Source organism: Polyangium mundeleinium (assembly GCF_028369105.1).
GTDB classification, from domain to species: domain Bacteria; phylum Myxococcota_A; class Polyangia; order Polyangiales; family Polyangiaceae; genus Polyangium; species Polyangium mundeleinium.
Genome location: NZ_JAQNDO010000001.1, coordinates 6,458,813 through 6,480,935, shown reverse-complemented (window position 1 = coordinate 6,480,935; position 22,123 = coordinate 6,458,813). Strand labels below are relative to the sequence as shown.

The 22,123-nt window shown below is 69.8% G+C and carries 12 protein-coding genes; 3 read left to right on the top strand and 9 right to left on the bottom strand.

All coding sequences use genetic code 11. The features are described from left to right. Positions 1-66: 66 nt before the first annotated feature. The 7 genes from POL67_RS25735 to POL67_RS25705 form a co-directional block, all read right to left on the bottom strand. Positions 67-5,097 (bottom strand): AAA family ATPase, encoded by a 5,031-nt coding sequence (locus POL67_RS25735; protein WP_271921628.1) that lies wholly within the window; start codon positions 5,095-5,097, stop codon positions 67-69. Between the two features lie 228 nt (positions 5,098-5,325). Continuing rightward, positions 5,326-6,102 (bottom strand): tetratricopeptide repeat protein, encoded by a 777-nt coding sequence (locus tag POL67_RS25730; protein ID WP_271921626.1) that lies wholly within the window; start codon positions 6,100-6,102, stop codon positions 5,326-5,328. A gap of 181 nt (positions 6,103-6,283) precedes the next feature. Then, positions 6,284-8,194, bottom strand: coding sequence for a serine/threonine-protein kinase (locus POL67_RS25725; protein WP_271921624.1), 1,911 nt, complete (start codon positions 8,192-8,194; stop codon positions 6,284-6,286). A gap of 4 nt (positions 8,195-8,198) precedes the next feature. After that, complete coding sequence (locus tag POL67_RS25720; protein ID WP_271921622.1) at positions 8,199-9,113, bottom strand: hypothetical protein; 915 nt, start codon at positions 9,111-9,113, stop codon at positions 8,199-8,201. A 17-nt stretch (positions 9,114-9,130) separates the two neighbouring features. Further along, a complete protein-coding gene (locus POL67_RS25715) occupies positions 9,131-10,099 on the bottom strand; it encodes a hypothetical protein (protein ID WP_271921620.1) in 969 nt (322 codons plus the stop codon). Between the two features lie 2 nt (positions 10,100-10,101). Continuing rightward, positions 10,102-10,776, bottom strand: a complete 675-nt coding sequence (locus POL67_RS25710; protein ID WP_271921618.1) for a hypothetical protein — start codon at positions 10,774-10,776, stop codon at positions 10,102-10,104. Between the two features lie 1,068 nt (positions 10,777-11,844). Further along, a complete protein-coding gene (locus tag POL67_RS25705; RefSeq protein WP_271921616.1) occupies positions 11,845-15,000 on the bottom strand; it encodes a serine/threonine-protein kinase in 3,156 nt (1,051 codons plus the stop codon). A 103-nt stretch (positions 15,001-15,103) separates the two neighbouring features. On the opposite strand from POL67_RS25705, the gene POL67_RS25700 reads away from it, so the two are divergent. The 3 genes from POL67_RS25700 (at position 15,104) to POL67_RS25690 (ending at position 19,851) form a co-directional block, all read left to right on the top strand. Further along, positions 15,104-16,003, top strand: a complete 900-nt coding sequence (locus tag POL67_RS25700) for a sigma-70 family RNA polymerase sigma factor (protein WP_271921614.1) — start codon at positions 15,104-15,106, stop codon at positions 16,001-16,003. Between the two features lie 172 nt (positions 16,004-16,175). After that, entirely contained in the window at positions 16,176-16,991 is an 816-nt protein-coding gene (locus POL67_RS25695; RefSeq protein ID WP_271921612.1) for a hypothetical protein, read from the top strand. A gap of 124 nt (positions 16,992-17,115) precedes the next feature. Then, entirely contained in the window at positions 17,116-19,851 is a 2,736-nt protein-coding gene (locus POL67_RS25690; protein WP_271921610.1) for an ATP-binding protein, read from the top strand. 39 nt (positions 19,852-19,890) lie between these two features. Here POL67_RS25690 and POL67_RS25685 read toward each other — a convergent pair whose 3' ends face one another. Beyond that, entirely contained in the window at positions 19,891-20,037 is a 147-nt protein-coding gene (locus POL67_RS25685) for a hypothetical protein (protein WP_271921608.1), read from the bottom strand. Between the two features lie 702 nt (positions 20,038-20,739). Further along, the gene (locus POL67_RS25680) at positions 20,740-21,909 is read right to left on the bottom strand and encodes a hypothetical protein (protein ID WP_271921606.1); all 1,170 of its coding nucleotides are present in this window, start codon (positions 21,907-21,909) and stop codon (positions 20,740-20,742) included. Positions 21,910-22,123 lie beyond the last annotated feature (214 nt).

Below are 22,123 nucleotides of genomic sequence, written 5' to 3'. Positions count from 1 at the left end.
ACGAAAGGCCGCCGCCTCGACAATTCCCGGATCGTGCGGGATGCGAGGCGCGCGTCGCGCGAGGATTCAGCGCCGGAACGCCGCGCCCGTGCGCCGGAGGGCGTGCTCGATGCCGCTCTCGAGCGACGAGCGTGTCGTGATGCCGCTGAAATCGGCGTCGAGCCCGACGAGCACCTGGGCGACCTCGCCGCGGATCCCCGTCAGGACCGTCTCTGTGCCGAGCAACGCGAGCGCGCGCGCCGTCTCCACGAACGTGCTCACCACCGCCGTATCGACGCTGCGCAGCCCCGTCAGATCGAGCAGCACCAGGCGCGCGGACGCCGCGTGTGCGCCGGCGAGCGCGGCGTCCAGGATCTGCCGGGCGCGCGCCTTGTCCACGCTCCCGATGATCGGCATGACGAGCACCCCTTTTGTCAGCGGGATGAGCGGCGTCGACAGCTCCGCGAGCCGGTCTTCCTGCGCGCGCAGGACCTCCCGGTGCAGCGCCTCGCGCTCCCGCTCGGCCTGGCAGCGCTCCGCGAGCTCTCGTTCGAGCCGCTCGCTTTGCGCCCGCAAGACCTCCGCCTGCTCCTGCGTGTGCGCGCTCGCCGCGCGGAGCTCCGCCGTGCGCTCCTCGACCTCGCGTGCGAGCAGCTTTCCGTGCGCCGCGAGCTCGCGTGTCTTGTCCTCCAGCGACGCATACAGCAGCGCGTTCTCGATGGCGCCGGCCGCCTGCACGCTCAGAATCTGGACGAGCTCCGCGCGCTCCACCGGGAACGCGTCGCGCGCCTCGAAATGCTCGAGCAAAAGCACGCCGAACCGGCGGCCGCGTTGCTTGAGCACGAGGCAAAGGAGCGAACGAGGCGCGCGGCGCCGGAGATAGGGATCGTCGCAGAACCGTGGATCGATCGCCGGATCCGTGAGCAACAAGGGCTCGCCGAGGCGCGACGTGTAACGGATGACCGATTGCGGCAGGTCGTCCCGCGTTTCGAGCGGGGCCTCCAGCTTGACGCGCACCTCGTCCGGTTCGAGCGACGCCAGCGCTTCGAGGCGGAGCGCGCCTTCCTGTTCGAGCACCAGCGCGCCGCGTTGCGCGCCCGCGCAGGCGAGGATCGTGCGCATCACCCGATCGAGGGCGTGTTCGAGGTGGAGCTCGCTCGAAATGGCGCTCGACGCGCGCAAGAGCGCCTCGACGTCGAGCCCGCCCGCGTCGCTCTGGACACGCAGACGCCCAGCGGGCTGCGAGATTCGTTGCCACCGCGCCACCTCCCCGAACCGCCCCCGCAGCTCCTCGACCTTCGCGTGTGCCCCCCATCGCTCGTAGGCGTCGATGGCCTCGGCCACGTACACGGACGCCGCGCGGCCCGAGCCGAGCTGCCGCAGGCAACCCGCCGCAAGCTCGTGCCCGAGCGCCTCGTATTGCAAGAACGCGCCGCGCTGCGCCTCATCGATGGCCTCGTCGAAGAGGGCGACCGCGTCGCGGAGGCGTCCCTCGACGCGCGCGCGCTCGGCGCGCACGAGCAGCCATTTGTGCCGGAAGTTGTCGCGGCCGTGCGTGGCCCACGACGCGAGCCGCTCCTCCTCCTTGCGCGCGGCTTCGAGGTGCTCCTCCCCGCCCAGCGCGAGGTGCGCGAGCGCCACGTAGAGCGCGAGCGTCGCCTCGATGGGCATCGCCATCACCGCGCCGAGCACGGGCCGGATGTGCTCGCGCTCGGCGAGCGCCTCGGCCGGCTTTCCGAACGTGTAGGCCTGCAGGAGCCGCAGAATGTGGTGGAAGGCGATGCCGCAGCCGAAGCTCGCCGCGTGGATCTGCGCGAGGGCGTCCGCCTCGTCGAACACAGGGCCCGCGAGCGACGTCTCGCCCACGGCGGCCCCGGTGAGCGCGCGGAAGTATTCCCGTTCGACCTTGATCGTCAGCTCGACGGGCCGGTTGTGGGCCCGCCGCGCGAACGTGATGAACCCCTCGCAAATGCGGAGCAGATCCGGCAGCGGCGTGCCGATCTCGTAATGTTGCCAGGGCGTCTCGAACGCGAGGTACCCCGCGTACACCGCGTCGCCGACCTCCTGACACGCCGTGAATGCGCTCTCCAGCACCGGCAGATCGTCGCGCATGTGCCGCTGCCAGAACTGGATGTGATCCCCGTGCAGATGCAGCAGCGTGCCGCGGAGCCGCTTGTCGCCCAATTGCTCGTTCAGGCGCAGCGACATCTCCGAGAAGCGGACGCCGGACGCGACGTCGCCGAACATCATGATGCGCATGAAGCCGTAGATGCTGTAGGCGTAGCAGGACGCCTCCGCGTTGCCGCGCCGGAGCGAGAAGTTCAGCATGCGCAGCGCGATCAGCGGGAAGAGCGCCGGGCGGCCGATGTACGCGCAAGGCGCGGAATCGACCAGCAACGTCATCACCGCCCGATCCCGCGGGTCCGTCATGCGCGGCGCCGTGAGGAGATCCTCGATGCTGCGGCCCGCCATTCCCGCGGGGATCATCTCGATCTCCGCCGCGATCTGCGCGTTCGCATCCTCTGCCGTCTCGGGCAGCTCGACGCCGAGCCTGCGCAGCGCCGCCGTCGCGAGCACCATGCCCTCCGCGTAGCGCCCCGCGACCTGATACAGCCGGAGGCGGACGCTCTCCAGGGTCGCGCGCTCGACCTCGTCTTGTGCATGGCGCAGGCCTTCGTCGAAGAGCGCCTCGGCTTCGTCGAAATGCCCCGCGAGGTACTCGCTCTCGGCGCACGCCGCGTGCAAATCGCGGGTGAGCGTGTACTCCGTCGTCCACGCGTCCTCCGGCAAGAGGCCGAGCCCCACGCGCAGGAGCTCGACCGCGTAGGCGTAGGCCGTCGACGTTTTGGCATTCCGCCCGGCCGCGAGGTCGAGCCGCGCGAGGTCGAGCTTTTCCTCGGCGGATTCGAGCAGCTTCACCGCGCGGTTGAGGTGGCCGACCACCGAAAAGAGCGCCCCTTTTGCGTCGAGCCCCCCGCGCGCTCGGAGCGCGCGGCCGATGTCGAGGTGCACGCGCGGCCCCTCCGGCTCGGGGATCATCAGGTACGCGCCCTGCTGGATGCGGTCGTGCAGGAAGCGATACCGCGACGCCTCGTGGGCGCTTCCCTCCCTGGCATCGAGCGTCTGGACGAATCCCGCGTGCACCGCGCTCCGGAGGGCGACGGCGAGCTCGGCCGGCGGCAGCGCGGCGACGAGCGAGAGCGCGCCGAGGTCGAACTGGTGCCCGATGCAGGCCGCGAGCCGCAGCACGCGCAACGTCTCGGCCGGCAAGCGCCCGAGCTCGGCCGCCACGAGCTCGGCCACATCATCGCTGACGCCCCGCGCGGCGATGGTCTCGAGATCCCATTGCCACGCCCCCGCGGCCTCGCTCCAGGCGAGGTCGCCGTCGTGGATCATGGCGAGCACGAGCTGGTTCACGAAAAACGGGTTTCCGAGCGTCTTTTGCGCGACGTGCTCCGCGAGCTTCGCGACGGCGTCGGGCGAAAGCTCGAGCCCGTCGGCGAGCAGCGACGTCACGTCGCCCGAGGAGAGCGGATCGAGGTGGATCTCCGTCACGCGCGCGCCGTCGCGCCGGAGCGCGTCGAGGGTTTGCCGGAGCGGGTGCGCCGCGTCGACCTCTTGCTCCCGATAGGCGCCGAGGAGGAGCAGATGGCTCCGCCCCGGATCCGTGAGCCAGAGCCGGAGCAGCCGGATGGAGGCCGCGTCGGCCCATTGCAGATCGTCGAGGAAAAGGGAGAGCGGGTGCTCGGGCCGGCAGAAGACGGAGAGCAACGCCTGGAGCACCTGATCGAAGCGGTTCTGCGACTCGGACGGCCCGAGCGCGAGGACCTCCGGCTGGGGCCCGAGGATGCCCTCGATTTCGGGCAAGAGCGGGACGACGAGGGCCGCGTTCGCGCCGAGCACGGCCGCGAGCGAATGCCGGAGCACCTCGACCTCCGCGGGCCGCTCGGTCATCACCTGGCGCAGCAGATCCCGCAGCGCCTGCGAGACCGCGCTGAACGGTTGATTGCGGTTGTACTGGTCGCACTTTCCCGCGACGAAATACCCGTGCGCGAGGGCGACGTCCGGGTAGAGCTCCTGCACGAGCGCTGATTTGCCGATGCCCGCATACCCCGCCACGAGCACGAGCTCGGCGCCTTTGCGGCTCGCCCGCCCGAACGCCTCGCGCAAGGCCTCGACTTCCCGCGCGCGCCCGTAGAGCCGCGACGCTCCGGTGAAGGTGCGCCGCCGGTCGTGCTGACCAAGCGGGAAGGATTGGATCTCGCCTCGCTCATCGAGCTGGAGCAGGCACTCGACGAGGTCGGCCGCGAGCCCGGATGCGCTCTGGTACCGGGCGTCCGCCTCCTTCGCGAGCAGCTTCGAAACGAGGGCCGAGACCACCTCGGGGATGTCGGCGTCGACCTCGTGCGGCGGCGTCGGGGTCCGCGCGATGTGGCTATGCACGAGGTGCAGGGGATCGGCGTTCGTGAAGGGCAACGTGCCTGTCAGGAGCTCGTAGAGCGTGACCCCGAGCGAATACAGATCACTCGTGCGGCCGATGGGACGCCCCGTGCGCCCCGTTTGCTCGGGCGAGACATAGGCGAGCGTCCCTTCGAGGGACTGCGCCGCGACCGCGCCGGCGAGCTTCGCCCCGATTCGACCTGCGAGCCCGAAATGGGAGAGATGGACTGCGCCCGTCGCCGGATCGTAGAAGATGTGATCCGGATTGATGTCCTTGTGGACGATGCCCTTTTCGTGGACGGCCGCGAGGACCTCGCACACCGACACGACCACCCGGAGCGCCGTTTTCAGCGGCAATCGGCCTCGCTCTAGCGTGTCGCGCAGCGGACGACCCGCGACGCCGGGGAACACGAGCGCCCAGCGCCGCCCGACCCGCACGAGGCCCGTGCTGTGCAGGACGCCGGGAAGGGCCGCGAGCTCTTCGAGGATCTCGTGCTCGTGACGGAGAAGCGCAATTTCGCGGGAGCTCGGGAGCTCGAGGCCCGTCAATTCGAGGATCCACGACGTCCCGTCGTCCTTGCGCCGGGCGCGGACCCAGACGTGCTCCTTGCCCGGCGTGATCTCTTCGATTGCCTCGAAGGTCGAATCGAGCCCGAGTGTACTCGACGTGCTTCCCATAACTTCTCTGCCCGCAGCGATGGGCGCCATGAGAAGCGTGCCGCAGCGTCGTCGTCAAGAAAAGACTCTGCTCCTGCGCCGTGTTCAGCCCTCCGGCACCGGGGGAGCAGTGGTTCACATCACTCCGTACCTCTTTGTCGCATTTCTTTGGGATCGGTCGTCATGGTTGTAACTCCTTTCAATCTACCATTTCTGGCCGCCTCGTGAAGGTCGAGCCCTGAGAGGCGATCAGAAGCTCCCGCGAAGCGCGCCGAACGTGCTGCCGGGGCCCACGACGGGCACGAATTGCAGGGGGACTCCCGCCGTGGTGGATGCATTCGTCGGGGTCGACGTCGCGCGCCAGAGCGCGAATGCGCCGGCCATGGCCACGCCGCCGAGGACGAGGCTGCCACCCATGGGAACGAACAGGCCCGCGCGCTGCGGCTCGTTCTCGAGGCCCACGAGGCCGACGCCGGTGCCCGCCGCGAGGCCGAGCACCCCCAGCGTCGCGAGCGGCAGCACCCAGGGGCTCGTCTTGGCTTGCGGGACGGGCGCGGGCGGCGGCATTTCGTCCACGAGCGGGGGCACCTGGATCGTGATGGGCTTGTCGTAGGCGGTCACGAGGAACGATTGCCGCCAGGGCACCTTGTGGGGGGCGGTCGCGAGCACGATGTGCTCCCCGAGGTCGAGCACCTTCGTCACCGGCGCAGAACCGTGTTCCGACGTATTCAGGCGAGCGCCGTCGAGGTGGAGCTCGAGCCCCTCCGGCCGCATGCTCGGCGGAGGGAGCGATACGGTCAGCTTGCCGATGGTCGGCGTGATGCCGGCTGCGATGTCCCGCGCGAGCTTCACGTCGGCCGGGTCTTTCGCCGTCTTCTGGATGTCTTCGAGCAGCTCGAAGGCGCGCGCGTGCCGATCCATCCGGTAATAACACTTCGCGAGCACGAATTTCGACGCGACGGCGGGGTCGAGCCGGTGGCTCTCCTCGAGCAGGGGACATGCCGAGCGAAACTGGTTTTTCGACATGTGCTGCCTCCCTCGCAGGAGGAGGGTTTGCGAAAGGGGCAATCCCCCCTGCGAGCCTGCACGCTCCGGATGTCGGACGACCGGCTTTGCGAGGGGCGGTGTCGCCGTGGCTCGTGCTGTCATCCCCAAGGAAAGAGGCAGGACGAGCGCCAGGGCATGCGCGCGGTGCATGCGAATTCTCCTAGAAGGGGACGCCGCCAAACGGGTCGTTGATCGTGCGTTTGCGGTTCTTGGGAGGCTCGGCGGCCGTGCCCGTGCCGGAGGGCGTGGGCGCGCGCCGGACCGCGGGCGCCGCCGTTTTGATGGGCGACAGCGGGCGGGGCGTGGGTGAAGCCGAGGGAGCTGCGCCGGGGGGCGATGTCGACGTGGACGTCGCCGGCGCCGATACAATCACGGACGCCGACGCGGCCGGGGCGGGCGTGGCTTCGGAGGTGGGGTCCTTCGGCGGGACCGGGGAAACGAGCGTCGCCGCAGGCTCCGTGGAGCCGCGTGGCGGCCCGCCTCTGCCCAGCCATACCCATAACGCGCCCACGAGCGCCATCGCCCCGACCAGCATGACGGCGCCGGACGCCGCCATCACGCCGGCCACGCGGAGCCGCGAGCGTTCGTGGTTCGCGGGCTCCACGGGCTTCGTCGAGAGAGGGAACAGGGGCATCGAGCCCGGCCTGCCCCGCTCCGACGTTATCGCCGGGGCGCCGCTCTCCAGAAATGGGGACGGCGGGCCATACGAATCGGGCTCGGCCGGCGACGGCGGCGGGAGGGACGAAGGGAACTTTTCCCATGCCGTCGGCGGCGGCATGGAGGACGGGACGCGGACGATCTCGCTCCCGGGAGGCGAATCCATCTTGGCGCGCGGAGCCGCGGCCTTTGGCCAGGGCCACGACGGCGCAATGGGCAGCGGCGTCGTGATCGCGGGAGCTTTCGGCGCCGCGAGGGGTTTCGGCAGATAAGGAAACTCGTCGCTATCGTGCGAGGCCGGCGGGAGCGCGGGCGGCGGCGCGTGGTGAACGGCCCCGGGACCCACGATCGGAATCGTGTGCTTCAGGTTGCGGAGATCCGTCGGGCGCCCCCGTGGGTGCAACGGGACCTCCCGGCGGAGCTCGGCGAGGGTCGCCGGGTGAACGGCCGATCGTGCCGTGGGGCTCTCGCGTTTCGGCAGGAAAGCCATGCGCAACGTGGTCGCGTCGTCGTCCGGGGCCTCGGCGGCCTTCGCGGGGCCGGGCAAATGGGGCGCGAGCGCGCTCATGAGGTCGGTCATGCTCGGCATGCGCGCGGCCATGTCGTGCGCGAGGCAGCGGAGGATCACCTCTTCGAGCCCGGGTTCGAGGTCGAGCCTGTATTTCCCCGGCGGCTCGCAGGGCGTCCCGTCGAGGACCGTGGCGAAGATCTCCACGTGATTCGAGGCCTCGAACGGGACCTGGTTCGTGACGAGCTTGTAGAGGACGGCGCCGAGGGCCCACACGTCGGTGCGTCCGTCGACGTTTTTCGCCGAGCGCATTTGCTCGGGGGACATGTAGAGCAGCGAGCCCATGATGTCGTTGTCGCGCGTGACGTCGGCGGCCTCGACGCCGGGGATGGGGAGCTGCTTCGAGATGCCGAAGTCGACCACCTTGATGCAGGGCGAACCATCGGGGCGGGTCGTCAAGAACAGGTTCGACGGTTTGATGTCGCGGTGCACGATCCCCGCGCCGTGGGCCTCGGCGAGGGCCTTGCAGGCCTGGAAGACGTAAAGCGCGGCGAGGTCGGTCGGCAGCGGCCCCGTTTTGCGCAGGAGCTGCGCGAGGTCGAGGCCACGGAGCAGCTCCATGACGATGTACGGCGCGCCGGATTCGAGGCGCCCGACGTCATAGACCTGCGTGATGTGCTCGCTCCGCAGCCGCACCGTGGCCCTCGCCTCGCGGAGGAAGCGCTCCACCGCGACGGCGTTTCCGAGCTGATTGGGGAGCATCAGCTTGATCGCGCGTTTCTCGTGCAGATCGAGGTGCAGCGCGGCGACGACGACGCCCATGCCGCCTCTGCCGAGGACCCGCTCGACGCGATACTTGTCGGCGAGGATGTCGCCGGGTTGTACGTCACGAGGTGATAGATCCATGGCGTTATTCGGCCGGTCTGCAGCAGAAGGTCACGGGGCCTTGGGGTTCCAGGGTGCCGCGCAGCTCCCCACCCTTGGCTTGGGTGCTCAGTTGGGGCTGTCGCGGCTTGATACCGTAGGACGGCCACGAATACGAGACGCTCAAGCAGGCCCCGGTTGCGTCGACGTCCTTCAGTTTGCCAGCTGGTTCCGCTTGGTAGCAGTAATCGGAGAACGTGTAACCTCCCCCGTCACACCGAGCTTCACAGCTACAGGCCGAGCAGGTTCGAGAATCCGCGCCGGTCGTATAGGCTTCGAGGCTGTGATCCCAGCCTGATGGGCACGCACGACCATGTCCTGGCGCCTGGATGCAAATGAGATCCGTCGCCGTTGACGATGCGGCATCACAAAGGTCGAGCCTCCCTCCCCACGTCGGCAAGTCGATGGCCTTGACCTCGATTGCGTTGATCTCGGGTGGGGCTGCCTCGCTGATGCGGCAACGGGCGTTCCCGCTCAGCTCATCGAACGGTACGCCATTGCTGTCCTCGTTCCAGTACGATAACTCGCAGCGCTCCACGGAGACATTCGTCTTGAGCTTGATCCCCGCGTCGCAACGCGAACCGTCCCAGCATTCGAGCTTCGGCAGCGGACAGCCCTTTTGGACGTCCAGCGGATCGCAAGCGCACGCGCGGCACTTTTGCGGGCCTTGCGGAGGCGGATGCATGAAATACGACGTCGGCTCCGCTCCGTCGCCACATCTCTCGGCCGCCGCTCTCGCGTCGTCGACCTCGTGCAGGAAGTGATACCCCGTCCAGCCTTCCGGGACCTCCGCGCACGTCCCGTCGTCTTCGCAGGTGTAGAGAACGCTGCACCCGAGCGGATGAAACACCAGCATCGCGACCGGCAGGACCATCGAAGCGCTCAGCTTGCTCCACTTCATGGCTTTCCTCTCGCCCCTCAAAACGCTCCTCGAATCTCGAAATAAGGCCCCGGCGACACACGCAACCCCACCCGCGGCGCCGCCCCCTTCCCCGAAGGCCGCACGAGCAGGTACGTCGTCACCCCCGCCCCCACGCCGGCCAGCGCGAGCGCGCCGACCCCGCCCCAGAAGTACGGGACCTGCCGCACCGCAATCCCATGCAGCTCTTTGCACATGTCGAGCGACGGCCTCTCCGCGCAGTACGACCTGTCCTCGATGCCATGCTCGCGCCGATACGCCGCCGCCTCCGCATCCGCCGAGCCCGCCATCGCCAAAAGCCCGATCCCCACCCCGAGGCTCACCGCCGTCCCCGCCCCAGTCGCCATCGCCGCCCAAGGCAACCCCTTCGACTCCCCCGGCGGAACCGGCGCCCTCGCCGGCCCGAGCGTGAGCCGCACAGCATGGGTGCTCCCGGCGCGCACCTCCACCGTTTGCATCGTCTTGCCCGAGCTCCGCTGCGCCTCGATGAGCCGCGTCCCGGGATCCACGAACACCGGATCCACGAGCGGCGAGGGCCCGACGTGCTTGCCATCCACGAACACGTCCGCCCCCGGCTCGTCCACCCGGATCGTCAACGTGCCAAGATGCCCCTTCGCCTCGTCGAGCATCTTCCGCGCCTGCTCGATCTTCGCCGCCGGCTGGTCCTTCGGATAGTCACGAACGTAATACGTGAGGTGCTCGGCCGCGTCCCTGTACTTGCCGAGGCGCATCTCGCAATCACCCAGCACCCCAGCGATCTGGTAATGCTTCTTCAGGCTCCACGCCGCGACGAGCGCCGCATGCGCCTCCGAGAATCGCTCCGCGCCATAAAGATCGAGCCCCTCGTCATAGAGCTGTCCAGCGCGCGTCGTGGCCACGTCAGGCGGCGGGAGCGCCGGTTCGGCGAGGCTCGTGCCCGAAAGGGCCGTGGCGAAACCAAGCCAACAGAACACGAGATATCGTCGCATCTTCAAAACTTCCTGTCCGTCTCGAGCGCCGTCGCACGCGGCTTGGCCTCACTCCTCGTACGCGTCGATTTCCACGACGGCCACGGCAAAGGCGAAGCCGCCGGCCGCGGGCCCTTCCCCTCCAGCTCGATCCGCGTTTCCACCTTTTCGCGTATCTCCCCCGTCTCCCCCGTCTCCCCCGTCTCCACCGCATTCCCCTTCCCCTCCGGCGCCCCTGCCGCCGCAAGGATCACAGGCCGCGGGACATGCCGCAGCACGAGCGGCGTCGCCCCCCGTCCCAGCAGCATCCACGTCAATGCCACGCCCACCGCCGCCCCCGCGACCGCCACGAGCGGCGCCCGCCGCCGCGGCTTCATCTCCACCCCGACGACACGCTCGACCGGCGCATCGCTCCTCGTCAAAGGCGCGTGGATCCCCTGCAGCGGAGCCTCTTCCTCCACGCCGTCGAAGACCCATTCGGCCCCCTCCAGCGAGCGCCGCCCGACGATCGTCAGCTCCGCGCGCGGATCAACGCCACTCCCCACGATGACCTTCGGCGCCGCAACCTCCTCCGTCCCACGGCTCGCAGGAGGCACAATCCCCGCCACGTGCACAGAAGGCCCCTTCAGCTCCGCAGCCGCAGCAAGCTCAGCCGAAAGCTCCCCGCGCATTTCCTCGATCAGCGCGTCAAGCTTCACCTCCAGCGATTCACGGTCCACAGGCTCGCGCGATGGGCGCGACGTCCCCTCATTTCCGGAATCTCCGGAAGAATCGAGACCCTTCATGCTCCTCGTTCGCTCTCGCGTCGTCCCAGAAGATCGGCCCCCGACGCATGGACGACGCAGGCATGAATAATTGACTCAAATCTCTTCGAGCAACTGAAAAAAACATTTCACGACGCAGGGCGACGCAAGCCCGTGGTTATGCCCACGGGCCGCCGCGCTATCGCAGGCACTCCGGTCTCACCACAATCTCTCGGCGCTGTGACGCCGCGCCGGGGCGCTGCCCCGGACCCCGCGGGGGCTGTCCGCCCCTCGACCCGGACCAGGCACGGCCTGGACCGAAGGTGGAAGAACTGCGCTCCGCGCAGTTCTTCCAACGGGCCGGTGGCAAGACCATGAAGGTGCATCTCGAGCCGGCGACGCGCGCGCTGCAGGTTGAACCTGCAGCGCCGCGGTCTCTGTTGGCGGGGTCGTTTGCGGTCTTGCCAGCGGCTGTTCGATGAACTGCGCGGAGCGCAGTTCATCGACCCCGCGTCCAGCGCTTGCGCTGGTCCGGGTCCAGGGGCGGACAGCCCCGGTGGGGCCTGGGGCAAAGCCCCAGCTCCGCGCCCCCAACCTGAGACCCATCCTCAGCTCCAGACCCCTCATGGGGTCAGCACCAGGCGCGGAAGGCCTTGCATCCCCGCAAGATCGTGATCGCTCCCTGCGGATTGCCGCCTGCCGTGCCGCAACCTGGCCCCCGTCTGAGCGCTTGCCGACCTCGGGCGTCGTGAACTGCTGCTCCCTGGGCGCGTCTTCCGCCCTGCGGCGCTGCAGGCGGCAATCCGCGCTCACCTGCACCTGATCGACGGCGCCGCAGCTCGAAGACACCCCTCTGGAGACGCCGACTTGCGGCGCGGCACGTCTCCCTCCGCGAGGTCGTCTCCCGTTCGACGGCCCCGCAGGTCCCCGCGCGCGCTCTGCGCCCCCCATCCTGCGGCACTGCGGGCAGGCCTCGGGTCCCGGGGCGGAGAGCCCTGCGGGCGCAGCCTGCTCCGTTCTTGATCACCGCCTGTTCTGACGGAGCCACGCATCGACCTCTGCGACGGCGGATTCTGCCCTTGGCCCGGCGGCCACGTACCCTGCGCGTGCTTCGTCGGCGAGCGTGATGGCGCGCCGACGGTCCTCTCCGACGGCCACGAGCGCTTGCGCGAGGGAATAACGCGCCTCCGCCAGGATGGCGGGGTCGCCCGGGTGGCGCACGTACAGGGCAATGGCGCGTTCGAGCAGCGGGATGGCTCGTTTGGGCGCGTGACGTTCGAGGTGGATGTCTGCGAGCGGGACGAGCGCGTCGGCGAGCGAGGGGTGTTCTTTGCCGAGCCGCGCCTCGTTGATGACGAGGGAGCGCTCGAGCAGCGGCTCGGCGGCGTCCAGGCGGCCGAGCGTGGTGTAGAATCGGCCCAGCGTATCGAGCGTTTTCGCGACGAGGGGATGCTCCGGCCCGAGCGCTTTTTCGCGGATGTCGAGCGCGCGGCGCACGAGCGAGATGGCTTCCTCGTGGGCGCCTTCGTCGTCTCGCACGACCGCGAGGAGCACCAGCGTGCCGGCGACGGAGACGTGATCGGCGCCGAGCGTCTTTTCTCGGATGGCCAGCGAGCGCTGGTAATGGTCGATGGCTTCCTTTTTGCGCCCCAGGCTGTGCTGGGCGCGCCCCATGGCTTCGAGGCAGGTGGCTGCTTGTTCGGAGTCCTCGCCGCGCGCGCGGCGCTGCGCCTCGTAGGCCTGCTGAAAGAGGGGCAGCGCCCCGGCGTGGTCGCCCCGGGTCGTGAGGACCCGGGCCAGGTCGAAGAGCGCCGACCGTCGCATGGGGTGGTCGGCCGGCAGGTTCCGTTCGCTGCTCTCGAGGATGGATCGGCTCTCGGCCTCCGCCTCGGCCAGCGCGCCGCTCTCCTGGTGGACGAGGGCGAGCGCCCGGCGCGCGCGCAGCGCCGACGGATGGTCTTTGCCCAGCGTCTTCGACAGCGTGGTGATCGCGCGATCGACGGCCGCTCGGGCATCGGCGAGCTTGCCCTGGTTGCGCAGCGCGCTCCCGAGCGCTTGCAGCGAGGCCGCGAGCAGCTCCGGGTCGTGGGGCGCGAATCGCTCGACCTCGTCGATGGCGCGCCGGCAGTCGGCCTCGATTTGCGGCGCATCGGCGAGCGCATTGCCGCGCGTGCAGATCCGTACGGACAGCCGCGCCGTGAGCTCCGGGTTGGCGCCGCGCCTGCGAATCGTCGCGCGCGCATAGTCGAGCGAGCGCGCGGCTTCCTCCGCCCGGCGCGTGTCGAACGAGAGAATGCCGAAGAGATCCACCCAGGCGCTCGCCACGATCTCGTCGTGGTGGCTCGAAATCGCTGCGTGGGCGGCGGCGTGATAATCCACCTCGGCTTCTCGATCCCGGCCGAGGAGGTCTCGAAGGCGCGCGCGCAGGTAAAGCGCCTCCGCTGAAAGCGGCCCATGACGTGTGCCGGCGGCGCGCTCGATCAGCGGATCCATCCGCGCGAGCCCGTCCTCGTAACGACCGACGGCGAGCTCTGCGCGCGCGCGGGAGAGATCGCCCGAGATGCGGTTGATCTCCTCCTGCGCGGCCGGATCCTCCGGACGTGGATCCATCGAGGAGAGCGACGCCAGGTTTTCGCAATCGCTCACGGGCGCGAGCTCGGAGACCGCGCGCGCGCTCCCGTCGACCACGGCGACGTCGGCTTGCGCGAGCGCCTGCGTGAGCGCGCCGAGATCGGTGAGCCGCCGCTCCAGGCAGACCATGCGCCGGCCGAGCTGCTCTTCCGTCTGCTCGCCTCGCACCCGCGTCGCCTCGCAGGCCTGCGTGTGCGCGCTCGCCCATTCCGTCGCGCGCCGGTCGAGGTCCGCCGCGACCTGGTCGAAGGCCCCCGCCGCATAGGGCAGCCCGGTCGCCAGGAAGGACGCGCGGACGGCTTCGCGCCCGGACGTGTCCCACACGCCTTCGAGCCGCCTCGACGCCCCCTGGCAAAGAGGCTCCGCGGCCGGCCCCATCGAGGCGCGAACGGCCACGCCCGCGACGGCCGCCGCGAGCAGCGGAACGACGACCATCCCGATCCGCCGGCGAAGCGCGCGCCGATCCCGTTCGAGGATCGCGAGCAGCTCCACGAGCGAGGGGTGTCGGGCCTCGGGCTTCGCGGAGAGCCCGCGCCGAAGGGCCTCGTTCAACCAGGCCGGGAGCTCCCCCGCGCGCGGGGAGACGACGTCGCCGCGCTGGATGGAATCGAGGATCTCCCGCGCCGTGTCGCCGCGGAAGGGGCGTACGCCGTGGAGGGCCTCGTGGAGGGCGACGCAAAAGCTGAATTGATCCGCGCGCGCGTCGGCGCGTCGGCCGAGGTGTTGCTCGGGCGCCATGTACGCGGGCGTGCCCGCGACGACGCTCAGCGACGTCTCCCCGGCCGCGCCCGCGCCGAGGGATGCGGCGCCCCGGGGCGGAAGCTGCGGTTGCCCTTCCCGCGCGAGGCCAAAGTCGAGCACGCGCACCCGGTCGTCGCGCCCGACCACGACGTTCGCGGGCTTGAAGTCCCGGTGCACGATCCCCACGGCGTGCGCGGCGGCGAGCCCCCGGCCCGCCTGGAGGAAGATGGGGAGGACCTCGGGAACCGGGCGACGGCGCTCGGCGAGCCACGCAGCCAGCGTCGGCCCCTCGACGAACTCCATCACGAGGAAGACGTTTCCATGGGTCACGCCCACGTCGTGGATCGCGACCACGTTCGGATGGGCGAGGCGCGCCAGCGTCTGCGCCTCGGAGAGCAGGCGCGCGCGGGCCTGCTCGCTCCCCTCCCCCTGGTCCTCGGCGCGGAGCACCTTCAATGCCACCCGCCGGTTCAGCTCCGGGTCGTAGGCGGCATACACCACGCCCATTCCGCCGGCGCCCACCTTGGAAAGCACGACGTAGCGGCGGACGGCGCTGCCCGGCTGCAGCGGGGCGTCGGCGCTCGGCGTTCGCGCCTCCCGGGCCGTCGGGGCCGTGTCCTCGTGGCGCGTGCCGAGCTCCGGCGTCGCGTCGTACCCGCCTGACGTGCCGAGGGGTTGTCCCACGACGGCGAGCAGCTCCTGGCACGCGGGGCATTCGCCCACGTGGTGCTCGGTGCGCGTGGCCATCTCGGGCGCGAGCTGGCCGCCGAGGAGCGCGTTCAGCGTGTTTTCACCCGGGCAAGCCATGCGGACGTCGGGGCAACGTTATCGTGCGTGTCTTCTGCGGGCAAGCGCGCTGACCGCGCCGCGCTTGGCAGGATCGGCTCCCGTGATGCTACCATGCGCGCACATGGGAGACGGTTCGGCTCTGGCGCGCTGCTTCTTGTCTGCGTGGAGAGCTGCGCGGCCGGACGCCCCGCCGGATGCGATGGAGGGCGACCTGGCCTCGCTCGAAGCGGCGCTCGCCTCCCTGCTCGCCGAGGCCCGCGCGGCCTGGGCCCCGGTGAAAATCGAGCCGAATGTATTCATTCCCTACCTCGCCGCGAGGATCGGCACGGATGCGCCATTGACGCGCGCGCTCTCGCCCCGCGCGTGCACGGATCTGTACCTCGCCTGCGCGTGCGCCCACGGCGATGCGGCGGCCCTCACGACGTTCGACAAGACCTTGCTCCGCGACGTCACGGCGGCGCTTTCGCGTATCGACCTCGGGAGCACCACGCTGGAGGACCTGCGCGACCGTATCCGGCACCGAATCCTCATCGGCGAGGGCGGCGCGCTCCCTCGGATCTCCGAATTCACGGGCCGGGGGGATCTACGCGGGTGGCTGCGGGTCGTCGCCGTGCGCGAGGCGCTCGGCCTCTTGCGCAAGCAGAAGCGCGAGGAGCGCGCGCACGTCGAGCTTGCCCACCTCGACCCCGCGTCGGGGGATCCCGAGCTCGCCCGGATCGAGCAGCTCTACCGCGAGGAGTTCCAGAGCGCCTTCCGCGAAGCGCTGGCCACGCTCTCGCCGCGGGAGCGCAACCTCCTCCGGCAGCACTACCAGCAGGGCCTCGGCATCGATCAACTGAGTGCGCTCTACGACATCCACCGCGCGACGGCCGCCCGGTGGCTCGCCCGCGCCCGCGAGAACCTCGCCTCGGGCACGCGGCAGCGCATGCGCGAGCGCCTGCAGGTCGAGCGCGGCGAGCTGGACGACATTCTCCGCCTCATCCAGAGCCGGCTGGAGATCACGTTGCGGTCGCAGGGGTAGAGCGCCGAACGGTTCGGCGCTCTGCGAGATCACGAAGCGAGCTCGCCTCGCGTCCCCCTCGGGACGGCGGCGGGACGGGATCGAGACTTTTCGATGAAAAAATGCGACCTAGGGACCGGACGAGCATCCCCCGGATGCGAGGCCTGCGCCTGACGGATCCGGAGTCGTGAACATGAACACCAAAGTCTTCCCCCTTCTGCTTGCTGTTTCCCTCTCGTCGCTGGCTGCGTGCAGCACGGTGCGAGAGACGACGCCCCTCGTCTACGCCGGTGACGACGGGCGCTCCACGGTGTCGTCCATCGAGGCCTCCATTCAAAAGCGAGGCTACAAGCCGATCTGCTCCAAGCGGGAGTACTGCAAGTTCCAGTACAACCCCGAGGTCTGGGTCCATTACAAGACAAGCTCGGACAGGGTCGTGATGGCCGTCGACGTGGTCAACGGCAAGAAGATGGCCGCGGACAAGCGAAAGGCGCTGACGGACGAGGCGTCGGCCGTCGGGGAGGCGATCTGGCGCGAGGCGAGCGAAGACGCGCTGCAACGCGAGAAGGTCGAGGCGGAGAAGGAGAAGGCCGAGGCCGTGGCGCGCGCAGAGGCGGAGCGGAGGGAAAAGGAAGAAGAGGACCGCAAGGCCGCCGAGGCGAAGGCGTCCGGCGGATCGAGCGGCGGCGGGCTCGGCGGCTTCCTCGGCGCGGCCGCGGACGTCCTCGGGAGCGTGAAGGTCACCACGGGGCCCGGGCAGGGCAATGGTGGCGGGGGCTCGGGGTCCGGGCAGGGCGGCAATGCCTCGGCCCATTGCTGTGTGAACGGCTCCTATTACCAGTGCCCGTCGGTGTCGGCGGTGAACAAATGCGCGGGCGAATCCGCCGCGTGCCTCTCGCGCTGCATGTCGAGCAGCGATATGAGCTGCGGTGAGCGTTGCATGAAGGAGCACCCGCCGGATCCCTCCGGTTGCGAGCGTCGCTCGGACAAAGACAGCGAGTGCAGGTGAGCCCGAAGACGGCCGGCCGCGTCTGACGACGAGGTCGTCGACGCGTGACGCGGCCGGCGTCCCCGATCGCCCGCGTCGCCTCGAGCATGGCGGTCACGCCGCCTTTCTCGCATCCTTTCACGCCATGAAATCGAAGGCGCGTACGAACGTGTACGAGAGCCCGTCGTCGTTCGTGGGGCGCGCCTTGGACATGGCGATCCTGCGCGACCGGTTCGACGAGGGCGCGCGGCTCGTGACGATCGTCGCGCCCGGAGGCATGGGCAAGACGCGCGTGGCGACGCGATTCGCAGCATTGCATGGCGCGGCGTACGCGGCCCACGGCGGCGGGGTGTGGTTTTGCGACCTGACGGACGCCGGCGACGTGGCGGCGATGTGCCGCGTCGTGGCGTCGGTGCTGGGCGTGGCGCTCGAACGGACGACGGAGGAGAGCGCCGTGGTGGCGGCGCTCGGGCAGGCCCTCGCCCGGAAGAACCGCGTGCTCCTGCTCCTCGACAACGTGGAGCACATCGCGGCCGCGGCCGCCGGCGTGGTGGCCGCATGGATGAAGGTCGCGCCGCACGCGCGCATCCTGGTGACGTCGCGGGTCGTGCTCGGCATCGCGGGCGAGCACCTCGTGCCGCTGGAGCCGCTCCGGGTGCCGGAGCCCGGCGCGAGCCGCGAGGCGCTGTTCGCGACCGAAGGCGTGGCGCTCTTCCTGAGCCGCGCGCGCGAGGTGCGGCCGGGCTTCGATGTGGGCCCGGCCGAGCTCGCGGCGCTCGGGGACGTCGTGCGCGCGACGGACGGCATCCCGCTCGCGATCGAGCTCTGCGCAGCACGTGTGCGGCTGCTCGGCCTGGGGCAGATCCGGAGCCGCCTGGCCGAGCCGCTCGATTTCCTGGTCCGGCGCGAGGACCACGGGCGGCATTCGTCGATGCGGCGCACGATCCTGGACTCGCTCGTGCAGCTCGACGAGGCCGAGCGCGCGTGTTTCGCGGCGTCGTCGGTGTTTCGCGGGGGTTTTACCCTGGAGGCGGCGGAGAGCGTGCTCGCTCGGCCGGGCGCCGACGTGCTCGGGGTGCTGGAGGGGCTCGTCGCGCGCTCGCTCGTACGAATGCGCGCGGAGGGCGACGAGGCGCGTTTCTCGCTCTTCGAGGCGATCCGCGAGCTCGCCGCGGAGGAGCTGCAAAAGCGGCCGGGAGAGCTCGAACGCACGGCCGACCAGCACACGCGCTGGTTCGCGCAATTCGGCCGCGCGCTCGCCGAGGAGGCGGCCTTCGGCGGCGCCGCGCGGGAGAAGCTCGGTCGCGAGATGGACAACATGGTGGCGGCGCACGCGCGCGCGCTCGAAGATGCGGAGCACGCGCCCGAGGGAGACGGCGTCGCGCTCGCGCTCGGGCTCGCGCTCGCGCTCGAGCCAGTCGTCGTGCCACGAGGGTTGTTCGAGCTGCGGCTCGTCCTGCTCGACCGAGCGATCACGGCGGCGCAGGCGACCACGGCCGGGGCGCAGTCCCCGGATTTCGCGGCCGCCCTCGTCGCGCGAGGCGTCGCGCGGCGCGAGCTCGGCGATCCGAAGACCTCCGTCGACGATCTGGAAGCCGGCCTCGCGCTCGCCCGCGCGCGGGGAGATGCAGCGCTCGAGGCGCTCGCCTGCACGCACCTCGGGGAGAGCGTCGAGACGCTCGGCCGCACAGTCGAGGCGCGCGCGCATTTCGTGCGAGGTCTCGCATGCCTCGGGGGCGCAGCGGGGGGCCGGTCGCGGCGCGTGCGGGAGGCCGAGATCCGGGCATGTCTCGGGCACGCGCACCGCCGCGAGGGGGATCTCGCCGCAGCCGAGCGCGAGGCAAAACGAGCGCTCGCGCTCTACCGTGATGCCGATTGCGAGGATCGGCTGCCGAGGGTGCTGTACGAGACGGCGGTCATCGCCCTCTTTCGCGAGAGCTACGCGGAGGCGGGCGCGCATCTCGACGAGGGGCTCGTGATCGTGCGGCAGAGCGGCGACAAACACGCCGAAGGCGCGCTCCTGAGCGCGCAGGGCATCCTGTTTCAGGAGCGCGGGAAGCTCGACGCGGCGCTCGCATGCCACGCGCACGCCGTGCGTTTGTTCCACGAGATCGGGAGCCGTCACCGCGAGGGGAGCGCGCTCTATTATCTCGGGACGACGTTTCTCGAACGAGGCTCGCCAGGCGAAGCGACGAAGATGCTGATGCGTTCGTTCGACCTGATGGGCGCAGCGGGGTTTCACCGGTACGAGGCGCTGATCGCCGGGTGTCTCGCGTCGGTGTGGTCCGAAGAAGGGGATCCCGAGGCCTCCGCGCAGTGGCTCGCGAAAGCACAACGCGCAGCCGCCGCATGCAAGAGCGAACCAGCCTTGCAAGCGACCGTCGCAATTCACGAAGCCCACGTCGCGCTGGCAAAGGCGAGCGAGCCCGATCGAGCGCGGCTGCTGGAGGAGGCGCGCGCACTCGCGCGCGGGCGTTCGAACGACGACGTGCGGTTCGCACTCCGGATCCTGCTCGCAGCCGGCCAGCACGGGCTCGCGGCGCCCACGGAGGCGCTGGTCGTCTCCGACGAGGGGGCACGGCTGCGGCTGCCAGGGGCACGCGCATCCGTAGACCTGTCGAGCCGCGCGCCGCTGCGCCGCATCCTGCTCGCCCTCGCAAAGCTACGAGCCTCCGCGCCTGGACAAACGCTACCGCTCGACGAGATCATCCGCGCCGGCTGGCCCGGGGAGCGCATCGGCGCAGATGCCGCAGCAAACCGCGTGCGCGTGGCACTCGCGACGCTCCGCAAGCTCGGGCTCCGCGATGTCCTGATGACAGGCCAGGGCGGATATCTCCTCGATCCGGCGACGGCCGTTTACATTGCGCCGCAGGGGCTTTGAGGGGGGCAGCCGACGAAGGGCTGCGATTCGCATGCGGGATCAGCCGGGCGCCACGGGCGCGTCGTGCTCGGCGACGTGCCGTTCGCGCAGGCGCCCCAGGTAGCCAAGAATGAGGTCGGTGATGTCCGTGGTGAGGCGGAGATCACGCAGCTCGTCCGGCCGCTGGGTCAGCCACGGCTGCGCCAACGCAAATGGAGCGCAGACGCCTGCGCGCTCGTCCTTGCACCGACGCGAAGGCGCCCGTGACACGTGCACAGTGTGGGATGCACGGGAGCCACCGCGGCTGTGACGGCAGGTCGTTTGGGGCGCCTTGCACGCGTGCAACACCCACCGAGCGACGGCGATCGGGCGATTTGCGCGCGTGCAAGGCACGTCGCGCCCTCGGCGGATGCGTTGCCGCCTCCGCCTCCGCTTCGGATTCCGGCACCCCTGACCCGGCGTAACCCGCTGGATCCGCGTCCTGCTGATGACGGATCGACCCCGTTGGCGCGCGTTGGTGCCACTCCGCTTTCGGATACCGACGAAAGCACGACCGCTGCGCGGGCTGCGCACCATGCCGTCGGCAAGTTGCTTCGCGCCATGAAGCGGCGGTGATCCTGGCGGGCCCTCCGAAGCGGGGGGCCCCGTGCGAGGAGGCTCCGGAAATTCCGTTCAAGGCGCGGCCGGCATCCCTTACGCCCGATACCATCGGCAGCGCCGACCGTGTCACCGCCCCAGAGCGGTCTCGCAAGGTCAGGATCGCGTGGGGATCGTCCTCATCGGGCACCACGTCGAGGTCGACCTGCATCCGCGCCCCATTGTCCACGGGCCCACCAGAGCGGGCTCGCTTTCGCCGTCGCGGGTCATCTCCACGACCCAGCCGACAACAGATATACGTCTCAGGCCCTCTCACGGCTTCCTGGCTGGCCACTTCCTTGCCGCTCTATTCTCGGCGAGAACCAGCAGATGCCTGCTCATCGCTATGTGTACGTGGTTGACGTGGTGGGCGTCGAACCCGCCCGACTTCTTCTGATTCTTGACAAAGAATCCCTTGTCGGTAGAGAACGGCGTCGAATGCAGCATCTCGACGGTGAGGTCCCCGAAGTTATCGAACCACCACTTCGCGAAGTCCCGCATCTTCGTGCTCGCTGCGGGGCCGGGGAAGGACCCCGTCCGCTGGGCGAAGTCCACGGCCGCTGTCGGGCTGTTCTTGTACACCTGACCGTTGTGGTGTGACCACGTCCCGCCCTTGTCTTCCCGGTCCCGCTGGGCCGAGGTGATTCTCAGCTCCGCAGCCTTCGGGTAGTATCGCTCGACGAACCGTTGCAGAATCGCTGCCACGGCCTGGGTCTTCTGTGCCCGAGTGGTGGGCTTCGGCCACGCCTTCGCGTTGCCCCCGGGGATCGGGACCGGCTTGAACTTCGCCTTCGCCGCCGCACGCTTGGCCGGGGGGACGCGCTTCGCCGCAAGCCTCGCGTCGCTCTCGGGAATCGGGGCCGGCGCGAGCTTCGCCTCCGCCGTCGCACGCTTGGGCGGGGCGACGCGTTTCCCCGGAGGCTTCCCGCGAGCCTGGAGCGCCTTCTCCTTCGCACGCCAGCTCGCCACGCTCTCGCCTCGGAGGATGCTCATGACCGCACGGAACGCCTTGGGGTCGTTGAGGTACTTCCGGAGGAAGGAGAGGTGTATGTGCCAGAGATGAGTGGTGTCAGAGGTTGACGCGGTGACGGACTGGAAGTCCCAGCCCACGACGCTTCGGCCGTTGATGGTGCCGTAGAACTCCCGGAGGTAGTTGCCTCGCTCGTCTTTCATGTCCTTGCCGGACTTCAGCAGCCGGCTGGAGTAGACCTTCATCTTCGCAGGTGGAAGGGAGAGGTCGATGGCAGCGGCATGGTTCGGGCCGGTCTTGTCGGCAGCCAACCGGACGGAGTAGTCACTTTTGGGGAGGTTGGAGCGCTTGTTGTGGTACCCGGGCTTGTTGGCGTAGATCCCGCCCATCCTTACGGAGGGCTCCAGGGCCTTGAACGCAAGCCAGAAGTTCCACATTGGATTGGTGATCGCGGAAGGGTTCGGGCTAGGCATCGGGGTTCTCCTTCATTCGCTTCCAAGCTGGCATCGCAGCTCTCCTTCGCCTTCTCCGTGCCAATGGACGAGTGAGCTGGTGGCGGCGCGTCGAACAGCCCGCCACCGGTTCCCGCTCGGGTCGACGTCCGCCTCGACCTCGGCTCCTCTGTCAATATGGCGTCTGGGTTTCACGTGGCAACGGATCGGTGCACGAACACGATCGCCACGCGTT

What these genes read in the sequence shown, in the direction of transcription:
- POL67_RS25735 (WP_271921628.1), bottom strand. Translation starts at nt 5,097, where the DNA reads ATGGGAAGCACGTCGAGTACACTCGGGCTCGATTCGACCTTCGAGGCA.
- POL67_RS25730 (WP_271921626.1), bottom strand. Translation starts at nt 6,102, where the DNA reads ATGTCGAAAAACCAGTTTCGCTCGGCATGTCCCCTGCTCGAGGAGAGC.
- POL67_RS25725 (WP_271921624.1), bottom strand. Translation starts at nt 8,194, where the DNA reads ATGGATCTATCACCTCGTGACGTACAACCCGGCGACATCCTCGCCGAC.
- POL67_RS25720 (WP_271921622.1), bottom strand. Translation starts at nt 9,113, where the DNA reads ATGAAGTGGAGCAAGCTGAGCGCTTCGATGGTCCTGCCGGTCGCGATG.
- POL67_RS25715 (WP_271921620.1), bottom strand. Translation starts at nt 10,099, where the DNA reads ATGCGACGATATCTCGTGTTCTGTTGGCTTGGTTTCGCCACGGCCCTT.
- POL67_RS25705 (WP_271921616.1), bottom strand. Translation starts at nt 15,000, where the DNA reads ATGGCTTGCCCGGGTGAAAACACGCTGAACGCGCTCCTCGGCGGCCAG.
- POL67_RS25700 (WP_271921614.1), top strand. Translation starts at nt 15,104, where the DNA reads ATGGGAGACGGTTCGGCTCTGGCGCGCTGCTTCTTGTCTGCGTGGAGA.
- POL67_RS25695 (WP_271921612.1), top strand. Translation starts at nt 16,176, where the DNA reads ATGAACACCAAAGTCTTCCCCCTTCTGCTTGCTGTTTCCCTCTCGTCG.
- POL67_RS25690 (WP_271921610.1), top strand. Translation starts at nt 17,116, where the DNA reads ATGAAATCGAAGGCGCGTACGAACGTGTACGAGAGCCCGTCGTCGTTC.
- POL67_RS25680 (WP_271921606.1), bottom strand. Translation starts at nt 21,909, where the DNA reads ATGCCTAGCCCGAACCCTTCCGCGATCACCAATCCAATGTGGAACTTC.